This is a genomic window from Massilia sp. LMS1-1-1.1, from assembly GCF_040815535.1.
GTDB lineage: Bacteria > Pseudomonadota > Gammaproteobacteria > Burkholderiales > Burkholderiaceae_D > Janthinobacterium > Janthinobacterium aestuarii.
Genome location: NZ_JBFPNG010000045.1, coordinates 528,478 through 550,076, shown reverse-complemented (window position 1 = coordinate 550,076; position 21,599 = coordinate 528,478). Strand labels below are relative to the sequence as shown.

The following is a 21,599-nucleotide window of genomic DNA, read 5'->3' as shown; positions in this document are numbered from 1 at the left end:
ATGGCTGGCATTAACATGGGAAAGTCGCGCTTCGGGCGCCGGCAAACTTCATACTGTGCACCGATACGACCTGATTAGCTGTCATGACTGCGGCGTGTTGTACCGCAAACGTCCGCTGCGTCCCCGCGAAAAGGCGCGCTGCATCCGTTGCCGCTCGGTGCTGTACCGGGGCGCCCATGCGCGCGGCGCATCGGCCGAATTGACCAAGGTGGTGGCGCTGACCCTGGGCGCCGCCTTCGTCTTCCTGATCGCCCAGTTTTTCCCCATCGTCGAACTCGACGTCAATGGCCTGACGTCCAGCGCCACCTTGCTCGGTTCCATCCGCGTGCTGTGGTACGAGCAGATGCACATCGTGGCGACGATGGTCTTCCTGTTTACCATCCTCTTTCCCGCCATCGAGCTCGGTTCCCTGCTGTATGTGGCCCTGGGCTTGCGCGGCGGCGTCAAGGTGCCCGGCTTTAACCGCGTGCTGCGCGCCGTGCAGACGGCGCGCGAATGGGGCATGACGGAGGTGCTGATGATCGGCATCCTGATCACCGTCGTCAAGATGACCAGCCTGGCCACGGTGCTGCCGCAACCGGGGCTGTTCGCGTTTGGCGCGCTGACCCTGATGCTGGCCATCGTCGTCTCGTTCGACCCCAAGGCCCTGTGGAACCTGGGCGACGACCTGACCCGCCAGGCGCTGCCCGGCATCCGCTACAAGGCTTTCGCTCCGGGCGAGAAGGTGCTGCCTTGCCATGCCTGCGGCCTGGTGGCGCCGCCCTTGGGCAAGGGCAGGCACCTGGCGTGCGTGCGCTGCGGCACGGCCCTGCACGTGCGCAAACCGGACAGCATCAACCGCACCTGGGCCTTGCTGATCGCCGCCATGATCCTCTACATTCCCGCCAACCTGCTGCCCGTGATGGTGACGCAATCGCTGTTCGGCGCGCAGGACGACACCATCATGAGCGGCGTCGTGCTGTTCTGGACCAGCGGCTCGAAGGGCCTGGCCATCATCATTTTCATCGCCAGTGTGGTCGTGCCGATGCTGAAACTGGGCGTGCTGGCGCTGCTGGCGTTCACGGCGCAGCGGCGTTCGCGCTGGCGGCCGCGCCAGCGCACCATTTTGTACCGCATGGTCGAATTCATCGGCCGCTGGTCCATGCTCGACATCTTTGTCGTCACCCTGACGGTGGCGCTGGTGCGCTTCAAGTCGCTGGCCGTGATCACGGCCGGACCCGGCGCGCTGGCCTTTGGCGCCGTGGTGGTGCTGACCATGCTGGCGGCGATGCAGTTCGACCCGCGCCTGATCTGGGACCCCGTCGACGACAAGGCGGCCGAGGATGAAAAACGCAGCAGCGCAGAAAATACCGGAAACAATACAGTGATTGGAGAACAGCATGGCTGACAAAGAAACGGGCGACCTTGCCGAAACCGGCGCGCGGCCTTTGCCCGAACCCGATGTGGACCCGGCCAGCCGCTGGCTGCCGTCGCTGGTGTGGCTCATTCCGCTGCTGGCCGCGCTGATCGGTGCCGGCCTGGCCGCCAAGTCCATCCTCGACCAGGGACCCACGGTAACGGTCAGCTTCAAGAGCGCCGAAGGCCTGGAGCCGGGCAAGACCAAGGTCAAATACAAGGATGTCGATATCGGCCAGGTGCGCGCCATCACCCTGGGCGACGACTTGAGCAAGGTGCTGGTGACGATCGACATGAGCAAGGAAGCGCGCCGCTTCGCCACCGCCGATTCGCGCTTCTGGGTGGTGCGCCCGCAGATCGGCGCCAGCGGCGTGACGGGCCTGGGCACCTTGCTGTCGGGCGCCTACATCGGCGTCGACACGGGCAAGTCGGAAGCCAAAAAGGAGAATTTCGTTGGCATGGAGAGCCCGCCCGCCGTGGCCGGTGACCAGAAGGGCAAGCTGTACACGCTGCATGCGGACAGCCTCGGCTCCGTCGACGTGGGCTCGCCCCTGTTCTTCCACCGCCTGCGCGTGGGCAAGGTGGTCAGCTTCGCGCTGGACAAGGATGGCAACGGCATCACCATGTCGGTTTTCGTGAACGCGCCGTACGACCAGTTTGTCGGCAAGGATGCGCGCTGGTGGCATGCCAGCGGCGTTGACGTGCGCCTCGATTCGAACGGCTTCAAACTGAATACGCAATCGCTGGCCGCCATGCTGGTGGGCGGCATCGCCTTCGAGGCGGAAAACGGCCGCAAGCCCGTCGAACCGGCGCCGGCCGGCACCAACTATCGCCTGGCGGCCGACGAGGCCAGCGCCATGCGCGAGCCCGATGGCGAGGCGATCACCACCGTGTTCTATTTCGACCAGTCCCTGCGCGGCTTGCAGCCCGGCGCCACGGTGGACTTCCGCGGCATCGTGCTGGGCGAAGTGCGTTCGGTGGGCATCGAGTTCGATCCCGTGAAGAAGAACTTCCGCATGCCCGTCACCGTCAACCTGTACCCGGCCCGCCTGGGCATGCGCTTCAAGGCCGCCGTCGACGATGAGGAAGGCTCGGCCGGCCACCAGCTGCTCGAACGCATGGTCAGCCGTGGCTTGCGCGCCCAGCTACGCACGGGCAACCTGCTGACCAGCCAGCTGTACATCGCGCTCGACTTCTTCCCGAAAGCGCCGAAGGTGGCGCTCGATCCGAACAGGTACCCGCTGGAAGTGCCGACCGTACCGAATACCCTCGATGAATTGCAGACGCAGATCGCCAGCATCGCCCGCAAGCTCGATCAGGTGCCGTACGCGGAGATCGGCAATAACCTGAACGCCACCATCAAGCAGGCCAATACCCTGTTCAAGCAGCTCGATGGCCAGGTGGTGCCGGAAATGCGCGACACCCTGACGGCGGCGAAACAGACCTTCGGCTCGGCCGAACAGGTGCTGCAAAAGGATTCGCCGCTGCAGTCGGACGTGCGCCAGGCCTTGCAGCAGCTGACGCAAACCCTGCAGTCGCTGAACGCGCTGTCGGATTACCTGGAACGTCACCCCGAGTCCCTGATCCGCGGTAAAAAAGGAGATGAAAAAAAATGATGAAACCGATTTTTTCCGCACTGCTGGCGGCCAGCCTGCTGGGCGCCTGCTCCACGCCCCAGCCCGAACATTTCTATACGCTGAGCGGCGGCGCCGACGCGCAGCCGGCCAAGCCCGTCAAATACTATGTCGAGGTGCTGGCCGTCAGCGTGCCGCAACAGGTGAGCCGCAACCAGTTTGTCGTGACGGCGCCGTCGGGCCGCATCGAATTGCTGGAGCAGCAGCGCTGGGCGGGGCCGCTGGCCGGCGAGATCGGCCAGGCCCTGTCCACGGCCGTGACGAACGACCTGGGCGCCATCGATGTGTTCCGCACGCCATACCCGGACAAGCTGCCCGTGTACCGGATCAGCACCAATGTGCAGCGTTTCGAGTCCGTGATGGGGCAGTACGCGCTGATCGATGCCGTGTGGAGCGTGCGCCAGCTGGCCAGCAACAAGGTGGTCACGTGCCGCACGATCGCCAATGAAAAAGTGGGCGCCGGCTACGATGAACTGGTGCTCGGCCACCGCCGCGCCGTGAACCGCATCGCTGCCGATACGGCAAGCGTGGTGCGTGCTTTTGACAGCGGCAACGCCGCCTGCCCGGCCGCCTGAGACGCTTTCCGCTACCCAGTCCCGGCGGCCGCTGGTAAAATGCGGCCATGGGAATGACCTTGTTCACGCGCCGCTTTGCCGCCTGGATCGCCTGTTTCGCGATCCTGCTGGCGGCGCTCGCGCCATCGATTTCCCAGGCTGTCGCCAACGCCAAGCAGGAATCCGGCTCCGGCTGGGCGGAAATTTGCTCGGTGGCCGGCATCCGTTTTGTCCAGCTTGGCCAGGCCGGTGGCGGCGCCGCCGATGAAAAATCCGGCGGCAAGGCCATGCAGATGGAGCATTGCGCCTTCTGTTCCACGCATGCGGGTTCCGTCGGCCTGCCGCCGACCAGCCCCGTGTTGCCGCTGCTTGTGGCCAGCGGCACGGCCATTTTCCCGTCCCTGTACTACCAGTCACCCGCACCGCTGTTCATCTGGTCCACAGCGCAGTCGCGCGCGCCGCCCGTTCTCGCCTGAGTTTTTGCATTTTCAATGCTGGCGCTGTCCACCTTGCGGTGTGACGCGCCGCATCCGCACACTTAGACGAGAATCACATGAACAAGAAACTGTTGGTGCTGGCCGCTGCCATCACCGTGGCTTACCCGTGCGCGCAGGCGCAGCAACCTGACCAAACCGACCACGCCATCGACACCGTCGTCGTTTCCGGCTCGCGCGCGCAATCGTGGCTGTCCGAGACGCCGCAAGCGATCGGCGTCGTCAATGCCAAAACCCTGGAACGCGACAAGCCCAAGACCATGGGCGATATCCTCAACCGCATCGCCGGCGTGTACTGGAATGACCTGGGCAACGAGCAGCACAGCATGAGCATCCGCCAGCCCATCGGCACGAATGCCGTCTACCAGTACCTGGAAGACGGCATTCCCATCCGTCCGCTGGGCGTCTTCAACCACAATTCTCTCAACGAGATGAACATGGCGGGCGCCGGCGGCGTGGAAGTGGTGAAGGGCGCTGCCTCCTCGCTGTATGGCAGCAATGCCGTCGGCGGCGCCGTCAATTTCCTCACGGCCGGCGCCAGCGCGACACCGACGGCAAGCGTGGGCCTGCGACGCGATAACGTGGGCGGTTACACGCGCTACGACACGGCCGCCAGCGATACCTGGGGCCCGCTGGGACTGCGCTTTTCCCATTACAGTTCGCGCCGCTCGCGCGACAACTGGCAAGAGTACAGCTATGGCGACAAGGATTCGTTCTCGCTGCGCGCCGACTATGCGCTCAGCCCCACGTCGCAGCTGCGCGCCACCATCGTCCACACGGATCTCGATGCGGCCATGACGGGCAGCCTGTTCGAGAACGACTACCGCCGCAATCCCGGCAAGAGTCTGAACACGTTCACCTACCGCAAGGACAGGAGCACGCGCATGAATCTGGCGTGGGAAGGGCAGACGACGTCCAATGGCACGAGCACCGTCACCGTGTTTACGCGCAAGAACGACCATGGACAGCTTCCCGCGTATTCCATCGGCAGCTGCGCGGGCATGCTGTGCAAGGGCGTCATCAACAACAACCACGTCGATTCACTGGGGCTGGACGTGAAGCACCAGCAGGAATTCGCCTGGCTGCGTTCGCGCCTGATCGCCGGCGTGTATGTCGACAAGAGCGACAATCCCTTTGTCAGCGATAACCTGTCCATCGTGCGCGATGCGGCCACGGGCCGCTACCTGCGCTATACCCTGGCCAATGCCAGCAATCCGCAGGGCGTGCGCGACTACCGGACGGACATCCTCAACACGGCCGTCTTCGCGCAATGGGAGTTCTCTCCGCTGCCTGGCACGCGCGTGGTGCTGGGCGGCCGCTCGGACGCCATCCGCTACGATTACCACAACCAGCTGGCGCCCGGCGGCAGCGTCCATTACGGCGCGCCCGACGAATCGCGCAGCTTTTCGCATGTGAGCCCGAAGCTGGGCGCCACCTACGCCATCGGCCATGCGGGCAGCGCATATGCAAACGTCAGCCAGGGCTTTACGCCGCCCGAAGTGAGCCAGCTGTATGGCAAGACGGGCATCGCCGACCTGCAGCCGTCCGTCTACAACAACTATGAGCTGGGCTTGCGCTGGGCTTTCCTGCAAGGACGGCTGAAACTCGATACGGCCCTGTACCGGCTTGACGGGCGCGACACCATCGTCAGCTATACCGTGTCGCCGGGCAACAGCGAAAACCGCAATGCGGGGCGCACGCGCGGCGAAGGGCTAGAACTGGGCCTGAACTACGACAGCGGCCCGTTCGACGCGCGCTTCGCCACGGCCATCGCGCGCCACCGCTACCTGCGCTACCAGGTGTCCTCCGTTCTTGATTACAGCGGCCGCACCATGCCGCAGGCGCCGCGCGACATCACGTCGTTCGAGGTCGGCTACAAGCCCGTGGCTGGCGCGCGTATCGCGCTCGAAGCCGTGCACCAGGGCCGCTACTGGATGAACAACGCCAACACGGTGGAGTACAAGGGCCATGCACTGCTGAATGCGCGCGCCAGCTATCAGCTCGCGCGCGGACTGGAAGCGTGGGCGCAGGTGCGCAACCTCGCCGACAAGCGCTACGCCGATTCGGCCAGCAGCAGTTACGCGGGCACGGGCAGCTACGTAGCCAATACGCAGAACCAGTACACGCCCGGTGCGCCGCGCAGCGTGATGCTGGGCCTGTCCTATACCTATAACGGACTGTGAGGACGGCCATGGACGATTTCACCTTTCTCATCGCGCGCCGCAAAAGCCTGTACTGGCGCATCCACTTCTGGGCCGCGCTGATCGCCTCGCCCTTCGCGCTGGTGGCCACCCTGACGGGCATCCTGTACGTGTTCACGCCGCAGATCGAGGCAAGGCTGTACCAGCAACTCGATCATGTGGCGCCGCAAGCGTCCATGCTGCCGCTGGACGCGGCCGTGGCGGCAGCGGAGCGGGCCGCGCCGCGTGGCTGGACGGTGCAGCACGTGGTGCCGCCGTTTCAGCAGGACGATGCGGTGCAGGTGGCGTTCGCACCGCCCGGTGGCGCGCACGATGAACATGCGGGCCATGGCGGGCATGTCGCGCCGGCCAAGCCGAAGTTCGGCCTGCCCGCGCAAGCCATCATCGTCTACGTGAACCCTTACGATGCGCGCGTGCTGGGCAGCCTGGCCAGCAGCGAGCGCTTCGGCAACTGGGCCAAGAAACTGCATTCGCGCCTGCTGCAAAACGATGGCTGGCGCTGGATGATCGAGCTGGCCGCCAGCTGGCTGATGGTGATGCTGGTGACGGGCGTGGTGCTGTGGTGGCCGCGCGGCGCGCAATCGGGCTTGCCGAAGCGGGGCGCGCAGGGCCGCAATGGCTGGCGCCAGTGGCATGCGTTTCTCGGCGTGGCGCTCGGTATCGTCAGCGTCGTGATCCTGACGACGGGGCTGACGTGGAGCCAGCAGGCGGGCGCGCGCATCCGCGCGCTGCGCGACGTCAGCGGCCAGGCGCCGCCGCCCGTGCCGCGCGGCCTGCATTCGCGCGAGGAGGGCGCGCCGCTCGACTGGCAGGATGCGTGGCAGGTGGCGCGCAGCCATGCGCCCGCCATCGCCGTGCAGCTGACGGCGCCGGCCAGCCAGGACGATGTGTGGCGCGCCACCATGGCCGACCGCAGCCAGCCCACCTTGCGCTTCGACCTGCAATTCGACGCCTACAGCGGCAAGCCTTTGTACTATGCGGGGTGGGAAGCGCAGACGGCGTTCGGCAAGGCCACGGCCATCGGCATTCCGTTCCACCGCGGCGAATTCGGCTGGTGGAACCAGGCCTTGCTGCTGCTCTTTGGCGCCAGCGTGCTGTTCTCGCTGATATCGGGCTGGGTGATGTTTTTCAAGCGGCGCTTGCCAGGCTCGCTGGGCTTGCCCAAGCTGCTGCCGGGAGCCTGGAGCTCGCCTTCCTCGCTGGCCTGGCTGGCGGCGGCCGCCATGTGCGCGCTGATGCCGCTGCTGCTCGTTTCCGGCGGCATGTTGCTGCTGCTGGAGCTGGTCCTGGCACGGGCTAGCCGCCGACGATGGGCTGCGCGATGATCCAGAGGCTGAGCAAGGTGTAGGCGACCATCAGGGCCAGCATCGGATACTGGCTGCGCAGGGCCGCGCGGCGGCTGGCGTACAGGCGCAGCGCGCAGACGTGGGCCAGCCAGACGGCCGCCACATGGCCGGCGACGATGGCGAACAGTGACACGTACCACACCACCTTGGCGTCGACGATGCCAAGGCGGATGAAGTACAGCTGCGTGCCGAACAGGTCCCAGCCGAGGCCCAGCGGGTCCGACGCCAGCGGTATCAGATACTGGCCCGCCATCGCCAGAAAGGAGAGGTAGTGGGCGAAATGGTAGGCGATGGCGATCGGCACCAGGGTCAGCACGAAGTGGCCGGCCACGCGCAGCAGTGGCAGGGCCGGCTGGCCGTCGCTGGCGCCGCAGCGGGCGATCAGCGCACAAAACAGCAGGAACACCAGCAGGAACAGGGCCGGCATCAGCAGCAGGGCGGCCGTGGTGATCCATGCCAGCGCGCCCGGCGCCACGGCGAGGACGGCGTCGACGATGTCGTACCACGTTTGCGTTTCCATCATGCCGTCGAAACTGACGGAGGCCAGCATCAGGATCACCAGCACCAGGCAGGCGGGACGCACGGGTTCCACCGTCAGCAAGCCCGCCGCGTACGGACGCACGTAGCAGGCGCCATCGCGGAATGTCACGGGTGCGAAGCGCGCCAGCAGGCCGAAGACGACGCTGAACACTTCCGCGTTGCGCAGCCAGGCGGCGCGGCCGAACAGCGCCATGCCCGCCCACGTGCAGGCTGAATACAGCAGCATGGTCCAGGCCAGGCTGGCTGGCTGCTCGCTGCCTTCCCAGTTCAGCTCCATCCAGATAAAACAGAAGAACAGGATGGCGGCCAGCCAGCTGTCGAGCCAGCGCGGCCAGGCCAGCGGTGCGCGCCAGCGGGGAAACAGTTGCTGCGCCGCGCGCGCCACGCTGTCGAGCGGATTGACCAGCGCCCACAGGTCGCCAAGCAGCGCCGACACGTAAGCCATGCCCACCCACCAGATGGCCCACACCATGGCGGGCGCGATATTTTTCACGGGATTCTGCACGCCCACCAGACCCGCCACGATGACCAGCAGGTACAGGGCCAGTACCAGCAGGCGCAGTGCGAGGGTGATGGCGCCCGCGCCGGGGATGTGCCGCAGGAGCAGGCGCGCATAGTCTTCCCTGCAAGGCGCCGCGTCCTCGCGGCGCCACAGGGCCAGGAAGGCAAACGACAGCGCCACGGTCAGCCCTGCACCGGTCAAGTACAGCCATAGCGGCAAGGGCAGATCGTAGCGCTGGCCGAAACCGTGCGCATGGGCGAGGCGTGGCGCGGCCAGCAAACCGGCAGCGGCGGCGCACCGCATCATCGCGGCAGCACTTCCAGGTACACCAGGGGCGTCTCGCGGTGATGCTTGTGCTGCTTGCCCTCGCCCTCCGTTTGCGTGCCATAGCCGTGCGCGGAAACGGGGAAGCGTCCCTGCACCGCAGCGTCGATGCGCATGGCTTTTGTCTCGCCCGGCTTGACCGTCAGCAACTGGTCGTAGCCATGCAAGTGGATATTGACTATTTCGTCGGTAGTCCAATCGAGCGTGATTGTATCGTGTTGTTTGACCCGTACCGTCGGCGGCTTGGCGGCGATTTTTCGCTGCGCGATGGCCAGTGCCATACGCTGTTGCGGCAACGGTCCACCAGCCGCCGGGCCGCTCTGGGACTGGCTTTGCGCCGATATGCACAACAGGAAAAGGGCCAGGCCCAGGCCGGCGAGGGGAAGGCGAAATGGAGTTTTTTTCATGCTTAAATTTTAGGAAAGATTTCCATCATTGGCCATCTGAAAAAAAACGCCAGTTTGAAAAAGTGCGGCCGTAGAATGATCGGCGCGGATCCGACCACACTTGGAAAAGGCAGGGGAGATGATGGCAAATAAAAAAGCGATGTTGGCATTGGCGGCGACATGCATGGCGGCGTTGCCTGCGTCGGCCGAAATCCTCGCCATGGTCAATTATGAGAGCAAGGCGCCCGAGTCATTGAAGTCGCTGAAAAGCCCCGTCGCGCCGCCGTCGCGCAAGGAGGGCATCGCCATCATCGACGTCGATCCCGAGTCGAAAAACTTTGGCAAGATCGTGCGCGACATTGCCCTGCCGCCGGACCTGGTGGCGCACCATATTTTCTACAACCACGACATGAGCAAGGCCTACATCACGGCGCTGGGCAAGGCGCAGCTGCGCGTGATGAACATGCGCCACAAGGACTTGCCGATCAAGGTGGTCGAGGTGCCGACTTGCCAGGTGGGCGAGGACATCGTCTTTTCGGATGACCACAAGCGCTGGTATCTGAGCTGCATGGGATCGCAGGCGATGCTGGAAGGCGATGCCGTGCACGACAAGCCGGGGCGCACCGTCAAACTGCCCGCGCCTTATCCGCATGGCCTGGCCGTCCACGACGGCATCGACCGCACCCTGTTGACGAGCACCATCCGCCCCACGGACCTGGGCGATGCGGGGGAAGTGATCAGCGTGCTGGAAACGAGCACGGGCAAGGTGCTGGGCACGCACAAGCTGTCGAAAAAGCCGTCGCCATCGGGCGAAGCGCCGGTGGAAGTACTGTTCGTCCCTGGCAGCAATCCGCCCGTCGCCTACATCGCCAATATGTACGGCGGCACCGTGTGGACGGCCACGTGGAATCCGACAACGAAGGATTTCGACACGGCGCAGGTGCATGACTTTGCCGAGCAAAAGGCGGGCGTGCCGCTGGAACTGTATTTCAACAAGGGCGCCACGCGCCTGTACCTGACGACGGCCAAGCCGGGCCACCTGCATATCTTCGACCTGACGGGAGGCATCGGCAAGCCCCGGCTATTGAAATCGATACCCGCCGCCGAAGGCGCGCACCACGTGGCGTTTACCAGGGATGGCCGCTATGCCTTCGTGCAGAACGCGCTGCTCAATCTGCCGGGCATGAGCGATGGCAGCATCACCGTCATCGACATGAAAAAAGAGGCGGTGGCGGGCAGTGTCGACACCCTGAAAAACAAGGGGCTCAATCCGAACAGCATCGTGCTGCTGCCGAAGTGGAATGACTTCATGGGGCATTGAAAGACGCATTCCGCTAGAATGGAAAGGCGCGGCCAGGCTCGTTGCCACAGGCCGCACCTTTGCAATGGCTGAACATGATATTCATCGATTTCCCCGCCTTGTCCGCGCTGGCCATCGCTTCTGCCACGATTACCAAAAAATGCAGCTGTTGCGCCGTCCCGCTCGACGCCTGGCAGCGCCTGCCTACCTCGCTGGAGCTGGACCGCTTTGAAGAAGTCGGCACCCTGCGCGAAGACCCGTACGAGGAACCGACGTTTGCCGAGTACCACCCGCACGGCACGTGCTACGACAGCGTCGATGCGCCCATCGCGCCGCGCTACTATCCGGCCAACCTGAGCCAGGTGGCCCGCTGCCTGAACTGCGGCCGCCACTACCTGCGCTACAACGAGGCGGGCGGCTATTTCACGGAACTGCGCATCCGCGCGCTGCGCCCGGAATTGCTGGCCGACGCCGCGTAGTCATCGCTACAGGCTTTCCTTGACGTGCGCGATGCCGTGTTCATCGTAGATCGAGTACACGGCGGCGAGAATGTTTTCCAGTTCCGGCGAGCGGTCCCTATGCCGCATGCTGAATAAGATGGGCGAGAACGCATGCTTGTCGTCCAGCTTGCGGTACACGACGTTCCGGTGATGCATGGCTTGCACGCTTTCCGGCACGATGGAAATGCCCTGGCCGGCCGCCACCAGTCCCATGGAAATCTGCAGCTCGCGCACTTCCGTGACGGGGCCCGGTGTGACATTGCCTTCGCTGAACATGGCCAGCACCTGGTCGGCAAAGCTGGGGCGGGGCGCTTTCGGATACACGAGCAGGGTTTCGTGGGTCAGGTCTGTCAGGCGCAATCCGCCTTCGCCCTTGGCCAGGCGGTGGCCGGGCGGCAGGGCCACCACCAGCCGCTCCTCGCGCAGCAGAATGCGGCGGATGCTGGGGTCTTCGCTTTTCAAACGCCCGAAACCCACGTCGATGCGGCCTTCCTTCAGGGCCTTGAGCTGCTGCACCGTCGTCATTTCATGCAGGGTCACGTCGACCTCGGGATGGCGCTCGCAAAAGCGGTGCACGATGTCGGGCAATTCTCCATACAGGGTCGAGGCGACAAAGCCTATCGACAGCGTGCGTTCCAGCTTGCCCACGCGCTGCGTCATCGCCTGCAGGTCGCGCACCTGGTCGAGCAGGGGCCGTGCATGGGCGAGGAAAAACTCGCCCGCTTCCGTCAGCCGCAGCGGCCGCGACCCTTTTTCGATCAGCGCGACGCCCAAGGTTTCTTCCAGCTGCTGCATCTGCCGGCTCAACGGCGGCTGCGCGATATGCAGGCGCACGGCGGCCCGCGTGAAGTTCCTTTCCTCTGCGACCGCAACGAAGTAACGCAAGTGCCGTAATTCCATCTTCATACCTCTCAGGTATAGGTTTGATACCAACTCGGTGTTGGACGTGGGGATATTTGGGGAATATCGTGTCACCACTCCACAGAATTATACGGAATAAATATGATTCAAAATATCGAGACCTACCTGGTCGATGTGCCTACCATCCGCCCGCACCGCATGTCGGTCGCCACCATGAATACGCAAACCCTGGTGCTGGTGCGGCTGCGCTGCGCCGACGGCATCACGGGCTGGGGCGAAGCGACCACCATCGGCGGCCTGGGCTACGGCGGCGAAAGCCCGGAAAGCATCAAGACGAATATCGATACCTATATCGCGCCGCTGCTGGTCGGCATGGAAGCGAGCGAGGTGGCCAAGGCCATGGCCAGGGTGCGCAAGGTCATCCAGGGCAACCGCTTCGCCAAGTGCGCGATCGAGACGGCCCTGCTGGACGCTCAGGCGCGCCGCCTGAACGTGCCGTTGTCAGAATTGCTGGGCGGCCGCGTGCGCGATGCGCTGCCCGTGGCCTGGGTGCTGGCCAGCGGCGACACGGCGCGCGATATCGCCGAAGGCGAAAACATGCTGGAACTGCGCCGCCACCGCATCTTCAAGCTGAAGATCGGCTTGCGCGACGTGATGGATGACGTGGCCCACGTGCTGGAGATCAAGCGGGCGCTGGGTGAACGGGCCAGCGTGCGTGTCGACGTCAACCAGGCCTGGAGCGAGACGGACGCCGTGCGCGGCATCGCCGCACTGGAAGCGGGCGGCGTCGACCTGATCGAGCAGCCCGTCAAGGCCGGTAACCGCGCCGCGCTGGCGCGCCTGAAGCAGCGCTTCGACGTGGCCATCATGGCCGACGAAGCCCTGCACGGTCCTGCCGATGCGCTGGCGCTGGCGCAGGCCGACGCGGCCGACGTGTATGCCGTGAAGATCACCCAGTCGGGCGGCTTGCTGCCCGCGCTGGAAGTGGCCACCGTGGCGCGCCTGGCGGGCGTGGGCCTGTACGGCGGCACCATGCTTGAAGGCGGCGTCGGCACGGCCGCCACGGCCCACGTCTGCTCCACGTTCGCGGAACTGGCCTGGGGCACGGAACTGTTCGGGCCTTTGCTGCTGACGCAGGAAGTCTTGCGCGAGCCGCTCGTGTACCGCGACTTCATGCTGCAGGTGCCGACCGGCCCGGGCCTGGGCGTCGAGATCGATATGGACAAGCTGCGTTCCATGCAGCGTCAATAGGAGAAACCATGTTATTCCATGTACGCATGAACGTGAATCTGCCCTTGAACATGCCCGCCGAGCAGGCGGCGCAACTGAAACAGACGGAAAAGGAACTGGCCCAGCGCCTGCAGCACGAGGGCAAGTGGCGCCACCTGTGGCGTATCGCCGGCCAGTACGCGAACGTCAGCGTCTTCGACGTGGACAGCGTGGACGAGCTGCATAATTTGCTGACCTCCCTGCCGCTGTTTCCCTATATGCAGATCGACGTGATGCCGCTGTGCCGCCATCCCTCGTCGGTGCGCGACGACGAATCCTGAGGAGACATGCCATGACGCATACAGGCAATGACACTGTCGGGCAGACGTTCGAGGTGGACGGTATTCGCCTGCATTACCGCACGGATGGCGAGCGCGGCAAGCCCTGCCTGGTCCTGTCGAATTCCCTCGGCACGGACCTGTCCATGTGGGAGGCGCAGGCGGCCGCGCTGGCCGGCGACTATTTTGTCGTGCGCTACGATACGCGCGGCCATGGCCGGTCGGCCAGCGGCGATGCGCCGTTCGGCATCGAGCGGCTGGGGCTGGACGTGGTGGCGCTGCTCGACCACCTCGATATCGAACGCGCCGCCTTCTGCGGTATTTCCATGGGCGGCTTGACGGGCCAATGGCTGGGCATACACCAGCCGCGGCGTTTGACGAAGCTCGTGCTGGCGAATACGGCGGCGCGCATCGGCGGCGCCGCGCCATGGCAGCTGCGGGCGGAGCAAGTGCGCCGCGACGGCATGGCCGCGGTGGCCGAGAGCGCCGCCACGCGCTGGTTCACGCCGCAGTTTATCGAACGCGAAGCGGAGACGGTGGCGCGCCTGACCGGCATTTTGCGCGGCCAGGATGCGGGCGGTTACGCGGCCTGCTGCGACGTGCTGGCCCAGACGGACTTGCACGATGACGTCGGCACGATCGCCGTGCCGACCTTGATCATCGCGGGCGAGCACGATCCCGTGACCACCATCGACGACGGGCGCTGGCTGCAGCAGCAGATCGCGGGCGCCCGTCTGGCAAGCCTGCCCGCCTCGCACATCTCGAACATCGAGGCGGCGGACATGTTTACGGCGCAGTTGCGGACATTTTTATTGTGAGGCTTGCTGTACCGTATCGGTATGGCGGGAATGCGGCTTTCTCCTGAGCACCGCCGCCGGCTGGTCCGGCATGCGGCAGGGGAAGCTTTCTTGAAAAATAATAATATGAAAAGCAGACTTGGAGTAGACGGATGGAAAACAGATTGATCATTATCGCTGCGGTCACGGTGGGCTATTTCGCCCTCATGTCGTACATTACCTATAGCGTGCGCAAGCATGCCAACAGCGCCGAGGGCATGACGGCGGGCGGGCGCAACTACCCCGCCTTCCTGATCGGCGCCTTGCTGCTGTCGGAATTCATCGGCAGTTCCGTCAGCATCGGCACGGCCCAGAAGGGCTATGAACTGGGCATTTCCGCCGCCTGGAATCTGGTGGCGCTGTCGCTGGGCTTTTTCCTGCTGGCCATCGTGCTGGTGAAAAAATACAAGGAAAGCGGGCAGTCGACGATTTCCGGCATCCTCGCGCAAACCTACGGCGAGCCCGTGCGCTATGCGGCGTCCATCCTCACCATCGTCGCGCTGAGCATCGTTGCCGTTGCCCTGTATGCGAGCGGCGGCGCCGTGCTGGCGGCCGTGCTGCACATCAACAAGACGGTGGCCATCTTGCTGGTGGGCGCCATCACCGTGATCTATGTCAGCCTGGGCGGCATGCGTTCGGTCGTGTACACCAACTTTGCCCACTCCATCGTCAAATACCTGGGCGTGATCCTGGCGCTCGCGTATGCGCTGGAAGCAACGGGCGGCATCGGCGCGCTGCAGGCGCAATTGCCTGCCAAGATGTTCAACTGGGTCGAGATCGGCTGGGGCCAGATCATCGCCTGGATGATCGGCGGCATCGGTTCCATCTTCGCCACGCAATACGTGATCCAGGCGCTGGTCAGCACGGACAACCCGGCCGTGGCCAAGCGCGCCTGCTATTACGTGTCGTCGCTGATGATCCCGTTCGGCCTGATGGCGGCCCTGATCGGCATGTGCAGCGCCGTGCTGTATCCGGGCATGAAGTCGATCGACGCGTTTCCCACCATGATCGCCCACATGCCGGCTTTTTCCGCCAGCATCATGATCGTCGGCCTGGCCGGCGCCCTGTTCGGCGGCATTTCCGCCACCACCCTGGCATCGGCCACCCTGGCCATGAAGGATTTTTATGATCCCTGGTACAACAAGGCGAAGAACGACGCGAAATCGCTGATGTTCCTGCGCATCGCCATCGTCGTGGCGGGATTGCTGCCGCTGGTGCTGGCGCTGTATGCGGAAAAGCTGCTGATGATCGCCTTCCTGGGCAAGGCCCTGCGCGCCACCCTGGCCGTGCTGGTGCTGATGGCCTTCTATGCGCCGAAATTCGGCACGCCGCGCGGCGCCTTTGTCGGCGTGATCGTTTCCGTGATCGCCACGATTGGCTGGTTCCTGGCGGGCAATCCGTATGGCGTGGACAGTTCCTACTTGGCGCTGGCCGGTCCGTTGCTGACCATGGGCATCAGCCATCTGTTCAAGCCGGCGCAAGCGACAGGCGCCGCGCCGGCCGTGAAATAGCCTCAGGCGGGAGCCGCCTTCAGCCAGCGCATCAGGCGCGGCTGGAGGTAGGGCAGGAACACGAGGAAACACAGGCCCACGCACAGGTTGAAAATCAGGTGGGCGGCCGCCACGGCCGTGCCTGCCAGCGGCAGCAAGGCGTCCGACAGGGCGGGGATGAAGGGGAAGAAGGCCAGCGCGCCGGCCAGGTTGAACAGGAAGTTGGCCTTGGCCGTGGCTTGCGCGTTGGCGCTCATCTGCAGGCTCGACAGCAGCGCCGTCGAGGTGGAGCCGACATTCGCGCCCACGACGATGGCGATGGCCGCCTCGGCCGGGATCAACTGGTGCTGTGTCAGCACGATGGCCAGGCCGGTGGAGACGCTGCTCGATTGCACCAGCGCCGTAAATAGCGCGCCCATCAGCAAGGCGATCCACGGTTCGCGCGCCTGCGCCAGGGTATCGACGAACCACGGCTGCGCCTGCAGCGGCTTGAGTTCGCTCGAAATCAGGTCCAGCGCGAAAAAGATCAAGCCAAAGTAAAACGCCGCCTTGCCCAGCGCCTGTATCTTGCTGGGCAGGCTGGAGACGAGGGCGCCGCCGATGATGAACAGGGGGCCGATGCCCGTCAGCTTCATCGACACCAGCCAGGCCGTGGCCGTCGTGCCGACATTCGCCCCCAGGAGGATTGCCAGGCTGCCCGCAAAGCTGATCACCTGCGCATCGACGAGGGCGACGGCCAGCGCCGTCGTGGCGCTGCTCGACTGCACCAGCGCCGTGGCGATGGCGCCGACGAGAAAGCCATACCAGCGGTTGGTGGTGACCCTGGCCAGCCAGGCTTGCATGCCCGCGCCGCCCATCGCTTGCAGTTCACGGCTGAAAGCTTGCAAGCTGTACAAGAACAGCACCACGGCCGAGACGGCCGCGATCAATACCTGGAAATGATTCATGGAGCGGTGCGAGTGAGCGTCGGGGAAGACGCGATCATACCAGCCCTGTCAGGTAGTAAATACCGATTACTAAAAACACGGCTACCGTCTTGATGACGGTGATGCCGAAAATGTCGCGGTAGGACTGGCGGTGCGTGAGGCCCGTGACGGCCAGCAGGGTGATCACGGCGCCATTGTGCGGCAAGGTATCCATGCCGCCGCTAGCCATGGCCACCACGCGGTGCATGACTTCGAGCGGAATATGCGCCTGCTGCGCTGCCTGGATAAAACTGTCCGACATGGCGGCCAGCGCGATGCTCATGCCGCCCGAGGCCGAGCCCGTGATGCCGGCCAGGGTCGTCACGGACACGGCCGCGTTGACGAGTGGATCGGGCACGCTGCGCAAGGTGTTACTGACGGCAAGGAAACCGGGCAGCGCGGCGATGACGCCGCCAAAGCCGTATTCGGACGCCGTATTCATGGCCGCCAGCAAGGCGCCGCCCACGGCCGCCTTCGTACCTTCGGCAAACGCGGCGCGAATGCGCCCGAAGGCCGTCACGCAGACGAGCAAAATTCCCAGTAACAAGGCGCCTTCCACTGCCCAGATACCCGTCACGGCGCCGATCGACGTCGACACGGGCGCATGCAAGCCCGGCAGGGCCTCGGCGGTGAGCACGTAACTGGCGCCGTACCATTGGGGAATCAGTTTGGTCAGCGCAAAGTTGGCCACGCCGACGAGCACCAAAGGCGCCACCGACAGCAGCGGATGGGGCAAGTCGCCCACGCCGGCCGTGGCCTTGTCGGCCTCGGCCCCATAGCCTTCCCCCGTCGCCATGACGGAGCGCCGGCGCCATTCGAGGAAAGCCAGTCCCATGATCACCGTCAGCACGGCGCCGATGGTGCCCAGCCACGGCGCGGCCCAGCCGGTCGTGTTGAAGAAGGTGGTCGGGATGATGTTCTGGATCTGCGGCGTGCCCGGTAACGTATCCATGGTGAAGGAAAACGCGCCCAGGGCAATGGCACCCGGCATCAGCCGCTTGGGGATATTGCTCTGGCGGTACAGCTCGGCCGCAAACGGATACACGGCAAACACCACGACGAACAGCGACACGCCGCCATACGTCAAGGCCGCGCACACGGCAACGATCACGGCATTCGCGCGCGCACTGCCGATATAGCGAATGGCGGCCACGACGATGGACTGGGAAAAACCGGACAGCTCGATCAGTTTGCCGAACACGGCGCCGAGCAAAAAGACGGGGAAGTACAGCTTGATAAAGCCCACCATCTTTTCCATGAAGATGCCGCTGAACACGGCAGGCACGGCCGACGGATCGGTCAGCAGCACGGCACCGAGCGCGGCGACGGGCGCAAACAGGATCACGCTGTAGCCGCGGTAGGCTGCCAGCATCAGGAAGGCCAGTGCGGCCAGAACTATCAGGAAAGACATCGGTCAGGCCCTTGCGCGAGAAGTGGTTAAGATATTAATAGTGAAATTAATAACATACTTCTCGGCAACCCGCCAACGCGCAGGTCAAGGTGCAAGCAGTTCAAGCTGGCGCAGTGAGGGAAGAGGCTGGTCGGGGTGAGAGGATTCGAACCTCCGGCCTCTGCGTCCCGAACGCAGCGCTCTACCAGGCTGAGCCACACCCCGCTTTTCTTTATTACAGCAGATGGCGGAACGGCTTTCAAGCGGCTGCATCAAGCTTGTTTGTTGCAAGCCTGCTTATTTCTTTTCCTGCTGCGCCTTCTTGATTTCCGCTTCGCTCACTTTTTTCGCTGGCGCATTCGTCGCGGGCGAAGTCGGGGCCTTGCGGGTGGCGTTGGCTTGGGCCATGACGGCGGCGCAGTCCGTATCGGGGGCTTTGTCGACGTTGACCAGCGGCAGCAAGGCAGCCAGCGGCGTGACGGCGGTGGCCAGGGCCACGGCGGCGCCGGCTTTCAGGGCCAGCGGGCCTTTTTGCGGGCCCACGTCCGGGTTCTTGAACGTGCCTTTTGCATACAGCGGCGTGCGCAGGGTGATGATGCGAGCGCCTTTGGTACGGGGGCGCACGTCGAGGTCCAGGGTTTCGGTGGCCAGGTTGACGTTGCCCGTGACATTCACGACGGCCGTGTCCGTATCGAGCACGAAGCGGCGCACGTCGGCCTGGCCATTCGTGACGGCGAAGTCGCTGGCCAGGCAGTTCAGGTGGACTTGCTTGTCGCCAAAGATTTTCACGAAGACGGCGTTGGCCAGGTTCAGGCCCGCCAGTTCCAGCATGAACTGGCTGACGGAGCCTTCGCTGACGGTGGCTGCCAGTTCGCCATTCGCGCTGGCCAGCATGGCCGAGACGGAATTGCCGTGGCCCGTCAGTGCCGCGTCGCCATACACTTCGCCGAAGCTCGCTTGCATCGATTGCAGCTTGGGAAACAGCTCGCGTATCTTGAGGTGGCGCGCCGCCACCTTGGCTTGCGCGGCGATGGTCTTTTGACGGCCGTCGAGCGTGATGTTCGAGGTGATATTGCCGCCGGCCATGCCGAAATTGAGCGGCGTCAAACTCAGCACCTTGTCTTGCATGCGGATGTTGGCGACGATATCGTTGAGCGGGATATCGTGCGTGCGCACCAGTTTTTTGCCCGTGAATTTCACGTCGGCGTCGAGCGCATCCCATTTTGCCGTATTGAACTGTTCCACTGGCAAGGCTTTATTCCCGGGCTGCACGGGCGCCTTGCCGCGCGCTTGTTTGCGCGCATTGCTGTCGGCGCCGATGGTGGGACCCAGGTCTTCCAGGCGCAGCTGCTGCGACGCCACTTCGCCGCGCAGCAGGGGCCGCGGCTGGCGCGGCAGATATTGCAGGGTGCCGGCCAGGTCGCTCTCGCCCACCGTTCCCTTGAAGTTTTGATAGGTCCAGTTCCAGCTGGCGCCGTCCTTCTTGCCCAGCAGGCGACCCTTGGTCGCGTAGTCCGGCGTTTCCGGCAGCAGCACGCCCGTCAGCGGGTACAGGTCGGCCATGCTGGCGCCGGCCAGGCTCAGCTGCAAATCGATGCCGGACAGCGAGCGCGGGTCCGTCAGCGTGCCATCGATGCTGGCCTTGTTCTTGCCCAGCACGGCATGCGCCTGCACGGGATACACGGTGTGGTTGTCGGTCAATGACAGCACGGCGCCCGCTTTGCCGCCGCCCGTCACGGGCGCCTTGCGGTAGCTGCCGCCCAGGGTGAAGGCGATGCCGTATTTCTGCACGGGCGCATTGCCTGGTGCATCGCCGGGCGTGGCGTCGGGCGCCGTCGAGCTGACCTTGGCGTGCACGTCGAGGGCGATGCCTTCGTCCAGATAACGGATGACGCCGTCGCCGAAGGCCATGCGCTGGATTTCCACGTCCCATGCCGAAGGGCCGTTGTCTTTAAGGGTCCAGCTGTTGCTGCCGTCGGCGCGGCGCTGCAGGGCAATGTTGGGAGAGGTTAGCGCCAAGTCCGTCAGCACCACGCGATGCTGCAACAGGGGCAAGGGATGGATGGCCACGTCGATACGTTTCGCGCTGGCCAGTTGCGGGCCGGCCGTCGCCCAGTCCGGGTTGCTCATGCGCACGTCCTGCGCGCTGATGACGGGGCGCGGCACATAGCGGCGCCAGCCCGGCTCCGTCTTCAGCCCCTGCTGCCATTTCACCTGCAAGTCGCCGCCGATGACGAAGCTGCGGCCCGTGCTTTCCGACACCTTTTCGTTGATGTAGGGGCGGGCGCGGTTCCAGTCGAAGGTCAGCACAAAGATGACCACAATGGTGATGAGGGCGAGCAGGGCGGCCAGGCTCCAGCCGAGGATTTTGAGCGGGGTTGAGCGTGTCATGGTAAGCCAATCGCAATGATTTTTTCATCAAGGTAGACTGATAGGCCATGACAGTCGGTGCGCTGGGTTACGTAAGGCATCTCGCTTGAAATGATTCAATAATTCGACTATTATTGAAATATGGAAAATGAAAAAACAACTGTGGCGCAAGCCGAGCCACTGACAAGCACGGCCGCCATCGCAGCCCTGGCTGCGCTGGCGCAGGAATCGCGGCTGGCCGTGTTCCGCCTGCTGGTGCAAGCGGGACCGGAAGGCATGGCCGCGACGAAAATCGCCGAAGCGCTGGCGATAGCGCCATCGTCGCTGTCGTTTCACCTGAAAGAACTGGCGCACGCCAATCTGGTGACGGCGAGCAAGGCGGGCCGCTCCATCATCTACGCCGCCAACTATGCGGGCATGAACGGCTTGCTGGCCTTTTTGACCGAGAACTGCTGTGCTGGCGCGCCTTGCTGCGTCAGCGAACCACATTTATTGAAGGACATCACGACATGACGATCACGATTTATCACAACACGGCGTGCGGCACGTCGCGCAATACCCTGGCCCTGATCCGCAACACGGGCGTCGAGCCCATCATCATCGATTACGTCAAGCATCCGCCGACGCGCGAGGAACTGGTCGACCTGATCGCGCGCGCGGGCCTGTCCGTGCGCGCCGTCATGCGCGACAAGGGCGCCCTGTACGACGAGCTGGGCCTGGCCAATCTCGAGTTGAGCGATGCGGCCTTGCTGGATGTCATGCAGGCCCATCCTATTTTGATCAACCGTCCCATCGTCGTCACGGAACTGGGCGTGCGCCTGTGCCGGCCGTCGGAAAAAGTGCTGGAGATCCTGCCGCTGCCGCAGCAAGGCGCATTTGCCAAGGAAGATGGCCAGGCCGTGGTCGGCGCCGATGGCAAGCCGGTGAAATAAAAAAACGGCGCCAGTGGCGCCGTTTTGTATTG

Annotated in this window: 21 protein-coding genes and 1 tRNA gene; 14 read left to right on the top strand and 8 right to left on the bottom strand. The window is 64.3% G+C overall.

Annotation, left to right across the window (positions count from 1 at the left end; all coding sequences use genetic code 11):
• Nucleotides 1-94 precede the first annotated feature (94 nt).
• From MRBLMS1_RS24405 to MRBLMS1_RS24380, 6 genes are all read left to right on the top strand, one after another.
• Entirely contained in the window at nt 95-1,387 is a 1,293-nt protein-coding gene (locus tag MRBLMS1_RS24405) for a paraquat-inducible protein A (RefSeq protein ID WP_411268315.1), read from the top strand.
• Nucleotides 1,380-3,011 carry a PqiB family protein gene (locus tag MRBLMS1_RS24400; RefSeq protein ID WP_139090131.1) on the top strand — a complete coding sequence of 544 codons (1,632 nt, stop codon included), beginning with the start codon at nt 1,380-1,382 and terminating at the stop codon, nt 3,009-3,011. Before MRBLMS1_RS24405 ends, MRBLMS1_RS24400 begins: the two co-directional genes overlap by 8 nt.
• Nucleotides 3,008-3,604, top strand: a complete 597-nt coding sequence (locus MRBLMS1_RS24395; protein WP_070303397.1) for a PqiC family protein — start codon at nt 3,008-3,010, stop codon at nt 3,602-3,604. Before MRBLMS1_RS24400 ends, MRBLMS1_RS24395 begins: the two co-directional genes overlap by 4 nt.
• 47 nt (nt 3,605-3,651) lie before the next feature.
• On the top strand, nt 3,652-4,059 hold the full coding sequence (locus MRBLMS1_RS24390; RefSeq protein WP_485882556.1) for a DUF2946 domain-containing protein: 408 nt from the start codon (nt 3,652-3,654) through the stop codon (nt 4,057-4,059).
• Between the two features lie 77 nt (nt 4,060-4,136).
• Nucleotides 4,137-6,260, top strand: coding sequence for a TonB-dependent receptor family protein (locus MRBLMS1_RS24385; RefSeq protein ID WP_485882554.1), 2,124 nt, complete (start codon nt 4,137-4,139; stop codon nt 6,258-6,260).
• Nucleotides 6,261-6,268: 8 nt separating this feature from the next.
• A complete protein-coding gene (locus MRBLMS1_RS24380) occupies nt 6,269-7,603 on the top strand; it encodes a PepSY-associated TM helix domain-containing protein (RefSeq protein WP_485882552.1) in 1,335 nt (444 codons plus the stop codon).
• On the opposite strand, the gene MRBLMS1_RS24375 is transcribed toward MRBLMS1_RS24380, so the two are convergent.
• Genes MRBLMS1_RS24375 through MRBLMS1_RS24365 form a run of 3 tightly spaced genes read right to left on the bottom strand, consistent with a single transcriptional unit; the run spans nt 7,575 to nt 9,562 of the window.
• The gene (locus MRBLMS1_RS24375; protein ID WP_485882550.1) at nt 7,575-8,972 is read right to left on the bottom strand and encodes a hypothetical protein; all 1,398 of its coding nucleotides are present in this window, start codon (nt 8,970-8,972) and stop codon (nt 7,575-7,577) included. The genes MRBLMS1_RS24380 and MRBLMS1_RS24375 overlap by 29 nt on opposite strands.
• Complete coding sequence (locus MRBLMS1_RS24370) at nt 8,969-9,397, bottom strand: hypothetical protein (protein ID WP_485882548.1); 429 nt, start codon at nt 9,395-9,397, stop codon at nt 8,969-8,971. Before MRBLMS1_RS24370 ends, MRBLMS1_RS24375 begins: the two co-directional genes overlap by 4 nt.
• Nucleotides 9,398-9,406: 9 nt before the next feature.
• Nucleotides 9,407-9,562: a hypothetical protein gene (locus MRBLMS1_RS24365; RefSeq protein WP_189396576.1), complete on the bottom strand. Its 156-nt coding sequence runs from the start codon at nt 9,560-9,562 to the stop codon at nt 9,407-9,409.
• Between MRBLMS1_RS24365 and MRBLMS1_RS24360 the strand changes: the two genes are divergently transcribed.
• The gene (locus MRBLMS1_RS24360) at nt 9,561-10,697 is read left to right on the top strand and encodes a YncE family protein (RefSeq protein WP_485882546.1); all 1,137 of its coding nucleotides are present in this window, start codon (nt 9,561-9,563) and stop codon (nt 10,695-10,697) included. The genes MRBLMS1_RS24365 and MRBLMS1_RS24360 overlap by 2 nt on opposite strands.
• Nucleotides 10,698-10,771: 74 nt before the next feature.
• Entirely contained in the window at nt 10,772-11,155 is a 384-nt protein-coding gene (locus tag MRBLMS1_RS24355; protein WP_485882544.1) for a hypothetical protein, read from the top strand.
• Between the two features lie 6 nt (nt 11,156-11,161).
• On the opposite strand, the gene MRBLMS1_RS24350 is transcribed toward MRBLMS1_RS24355, so the two are convergent.
• On the bottom strand, nt 11,162-12,076 hold the full coding sequence (locus MRBLMS1_RS24350) for a LysR family transcriptional regulator (RefSeq protein WP_485882542.1): 915 nt from the start codon (nt 12,074-12,076) through the stop codon (nt 11,162-11,164).
• Between the two features lie 102 nt (nt 12,077-12,178).
• Between MRBLMS1_RS24350 and MRBLMS1_RS24345 the strand changes: the two genes are divergently transcribed.
• The 4 genes from MRBLMS1_RS24345 to MRBLMS1_RS24330 all read left to right on the top strand — a co-directional run bounded on the left by MRBLMS1_RS24345 (nt 12,179) and on the right by MRBLMS1_RS24330 (nt 15,931).
• Nucleotides 12,179-13,288, top strand: coding sequence for a muconate/chloromuconate family cycloisomerase (locus tag MRBLMS1_RS24345; RefSeq protein ID WP_331777578.1), 1,110 nt, complete (start codon nt 12,179-12,181; stop codon nt 13,286-13,288).
• A gap of 8 nt (nt 13,289-13,296) precedes the next feature.
• Complete coding sequence (gene catC, locus MRBLMS1_RS24340; RefSeq protein WP_485882539.1) at nt 13,297-13,587, top strand: muconolactone Delta-isomerase; 291 nt, start codon at nt 13,297-13,299, stop codon at nt 13,585-13,587.
• Nucleotides 13,588-13,598: 11 nt separating this feature from the next.
• On the top strand, nt 13,599-14,402 hold the full coding sequence (gene pcaD / locus MRBLMS1_RS24335) for a 3-oxoadipate enol-lactonase (RefSeq protein WP_485882537.1): 804 nt from the start codon (nt 13,599-13,601) through the stop codon (nt 14,400-14,402).
• 131 nt (nt 14,403-14,533) lie between these two features.
• Complete coding sequence (locus tag MRBLMS1_RS24330) at nt 14,534-15,931, top strand: sodium:solute symporter family protein (RefSeq protein ID WP_485882535.1); 1,398 nt, start codon at nt 14,534-14,536, stop codon at nt 15,929-15,931.
• Between the two features lie 2 nt (nt 15,932-15,933).
• Here MRBLMS1_RS24330 and MRBLMS1_RS24325 read toward each other — a convergent pair whose 3' ends face one another.
• The 4 genes from MRBLMS1_RS24325 to MRBLMS1_RS24310 all read right to left on the bottom strand — a co-directional run bounded on the left by MRBLMS1_RS24325 (nt 15,934) and on the right by MRBLMS1_RS24310 (nt 20,656).
• Nucleotides 15,934-16,857: a Na/Pi cotransporter family protein gene (locus tag MRBLMS1_RS24325; RefSeq protein ID WP_176390445.1), complete on the bottom strand. Its 924-nt coding sequence runs from the start codon at nt 16,855-16,857 to the stop codon at nt 15,934-15,936.
• Nucleotides 16,858-16,891: 34 nt separating this feature from the next.
• The gene (locus MRBLMS1_RS24320) at nt 16,892-18,286 is read right to left on the bottom strand and encodes a GntP family permease (RefSeq protein WP_485882532.1); all 1,395 of its coding nucleotides are present in this window, start codon (nt 18,284-18,286) and stop codon (nt 16,892-16,894) included.
• 127 nt (nt 18,287-18,413) lie between these two features.
• Nucleotides 18,414-18,490 (bottom strand) — tRNA-Pro (locus MRBLMS1_RS24315).
• A 72-nt stretch (nt 18,491-18,562) separates the two neighbouring features.
• Nucleotides 18,563-20,656: an AsmA family protein gene (locus MRBLMS1_RS24310; RefSeq protein ID WP_485882530.1), complete on the bottom strand. Its 2,094-nt coding sequence runs from the start codon at nt 20,654-20,656 to the stop codon at nt 18,563-18,565.
• A 120-nt stretch (nt 20,657-20,776) separates the two neighbouring features.
• Here MRBLMS1_RS24310 and MRBLMS1_RS24305 point away from each other — a divergent pair, with 120 nt between their 5' ends.
• Together MRBLMS1_RS24305 and arsC are read left to right on the top strand one after the other, a co-directional pair.
• Nucleotides 20,777-21,148, top strand: coding sequence for an ArsR/SmtB family transcription factor (locus MRBLMS1_RS24305; protein WP_485882528.1), 372 nt, complete (start codon nt 20,777-20,779; stop codon nt 21,146-21,148).
• A complete protein-coding gene (gene arsC, locus MRBLMS1_RS24300) occupies nt 21,145-21,567 on the top strand; it encodes an arsenate reductase (glutaredoxin) (RefSeq protein ID WP_485882526.1) in 423 nt (140 codons plus the stop codon). The genes MRBLMS1_RS24305 and arsC overlap by 4 nt, the downstream gene beginning before the upstream one ends.
• The last annotated feature ends 32 nt before the right edge of the window (nt 21,568-21,599 follow it).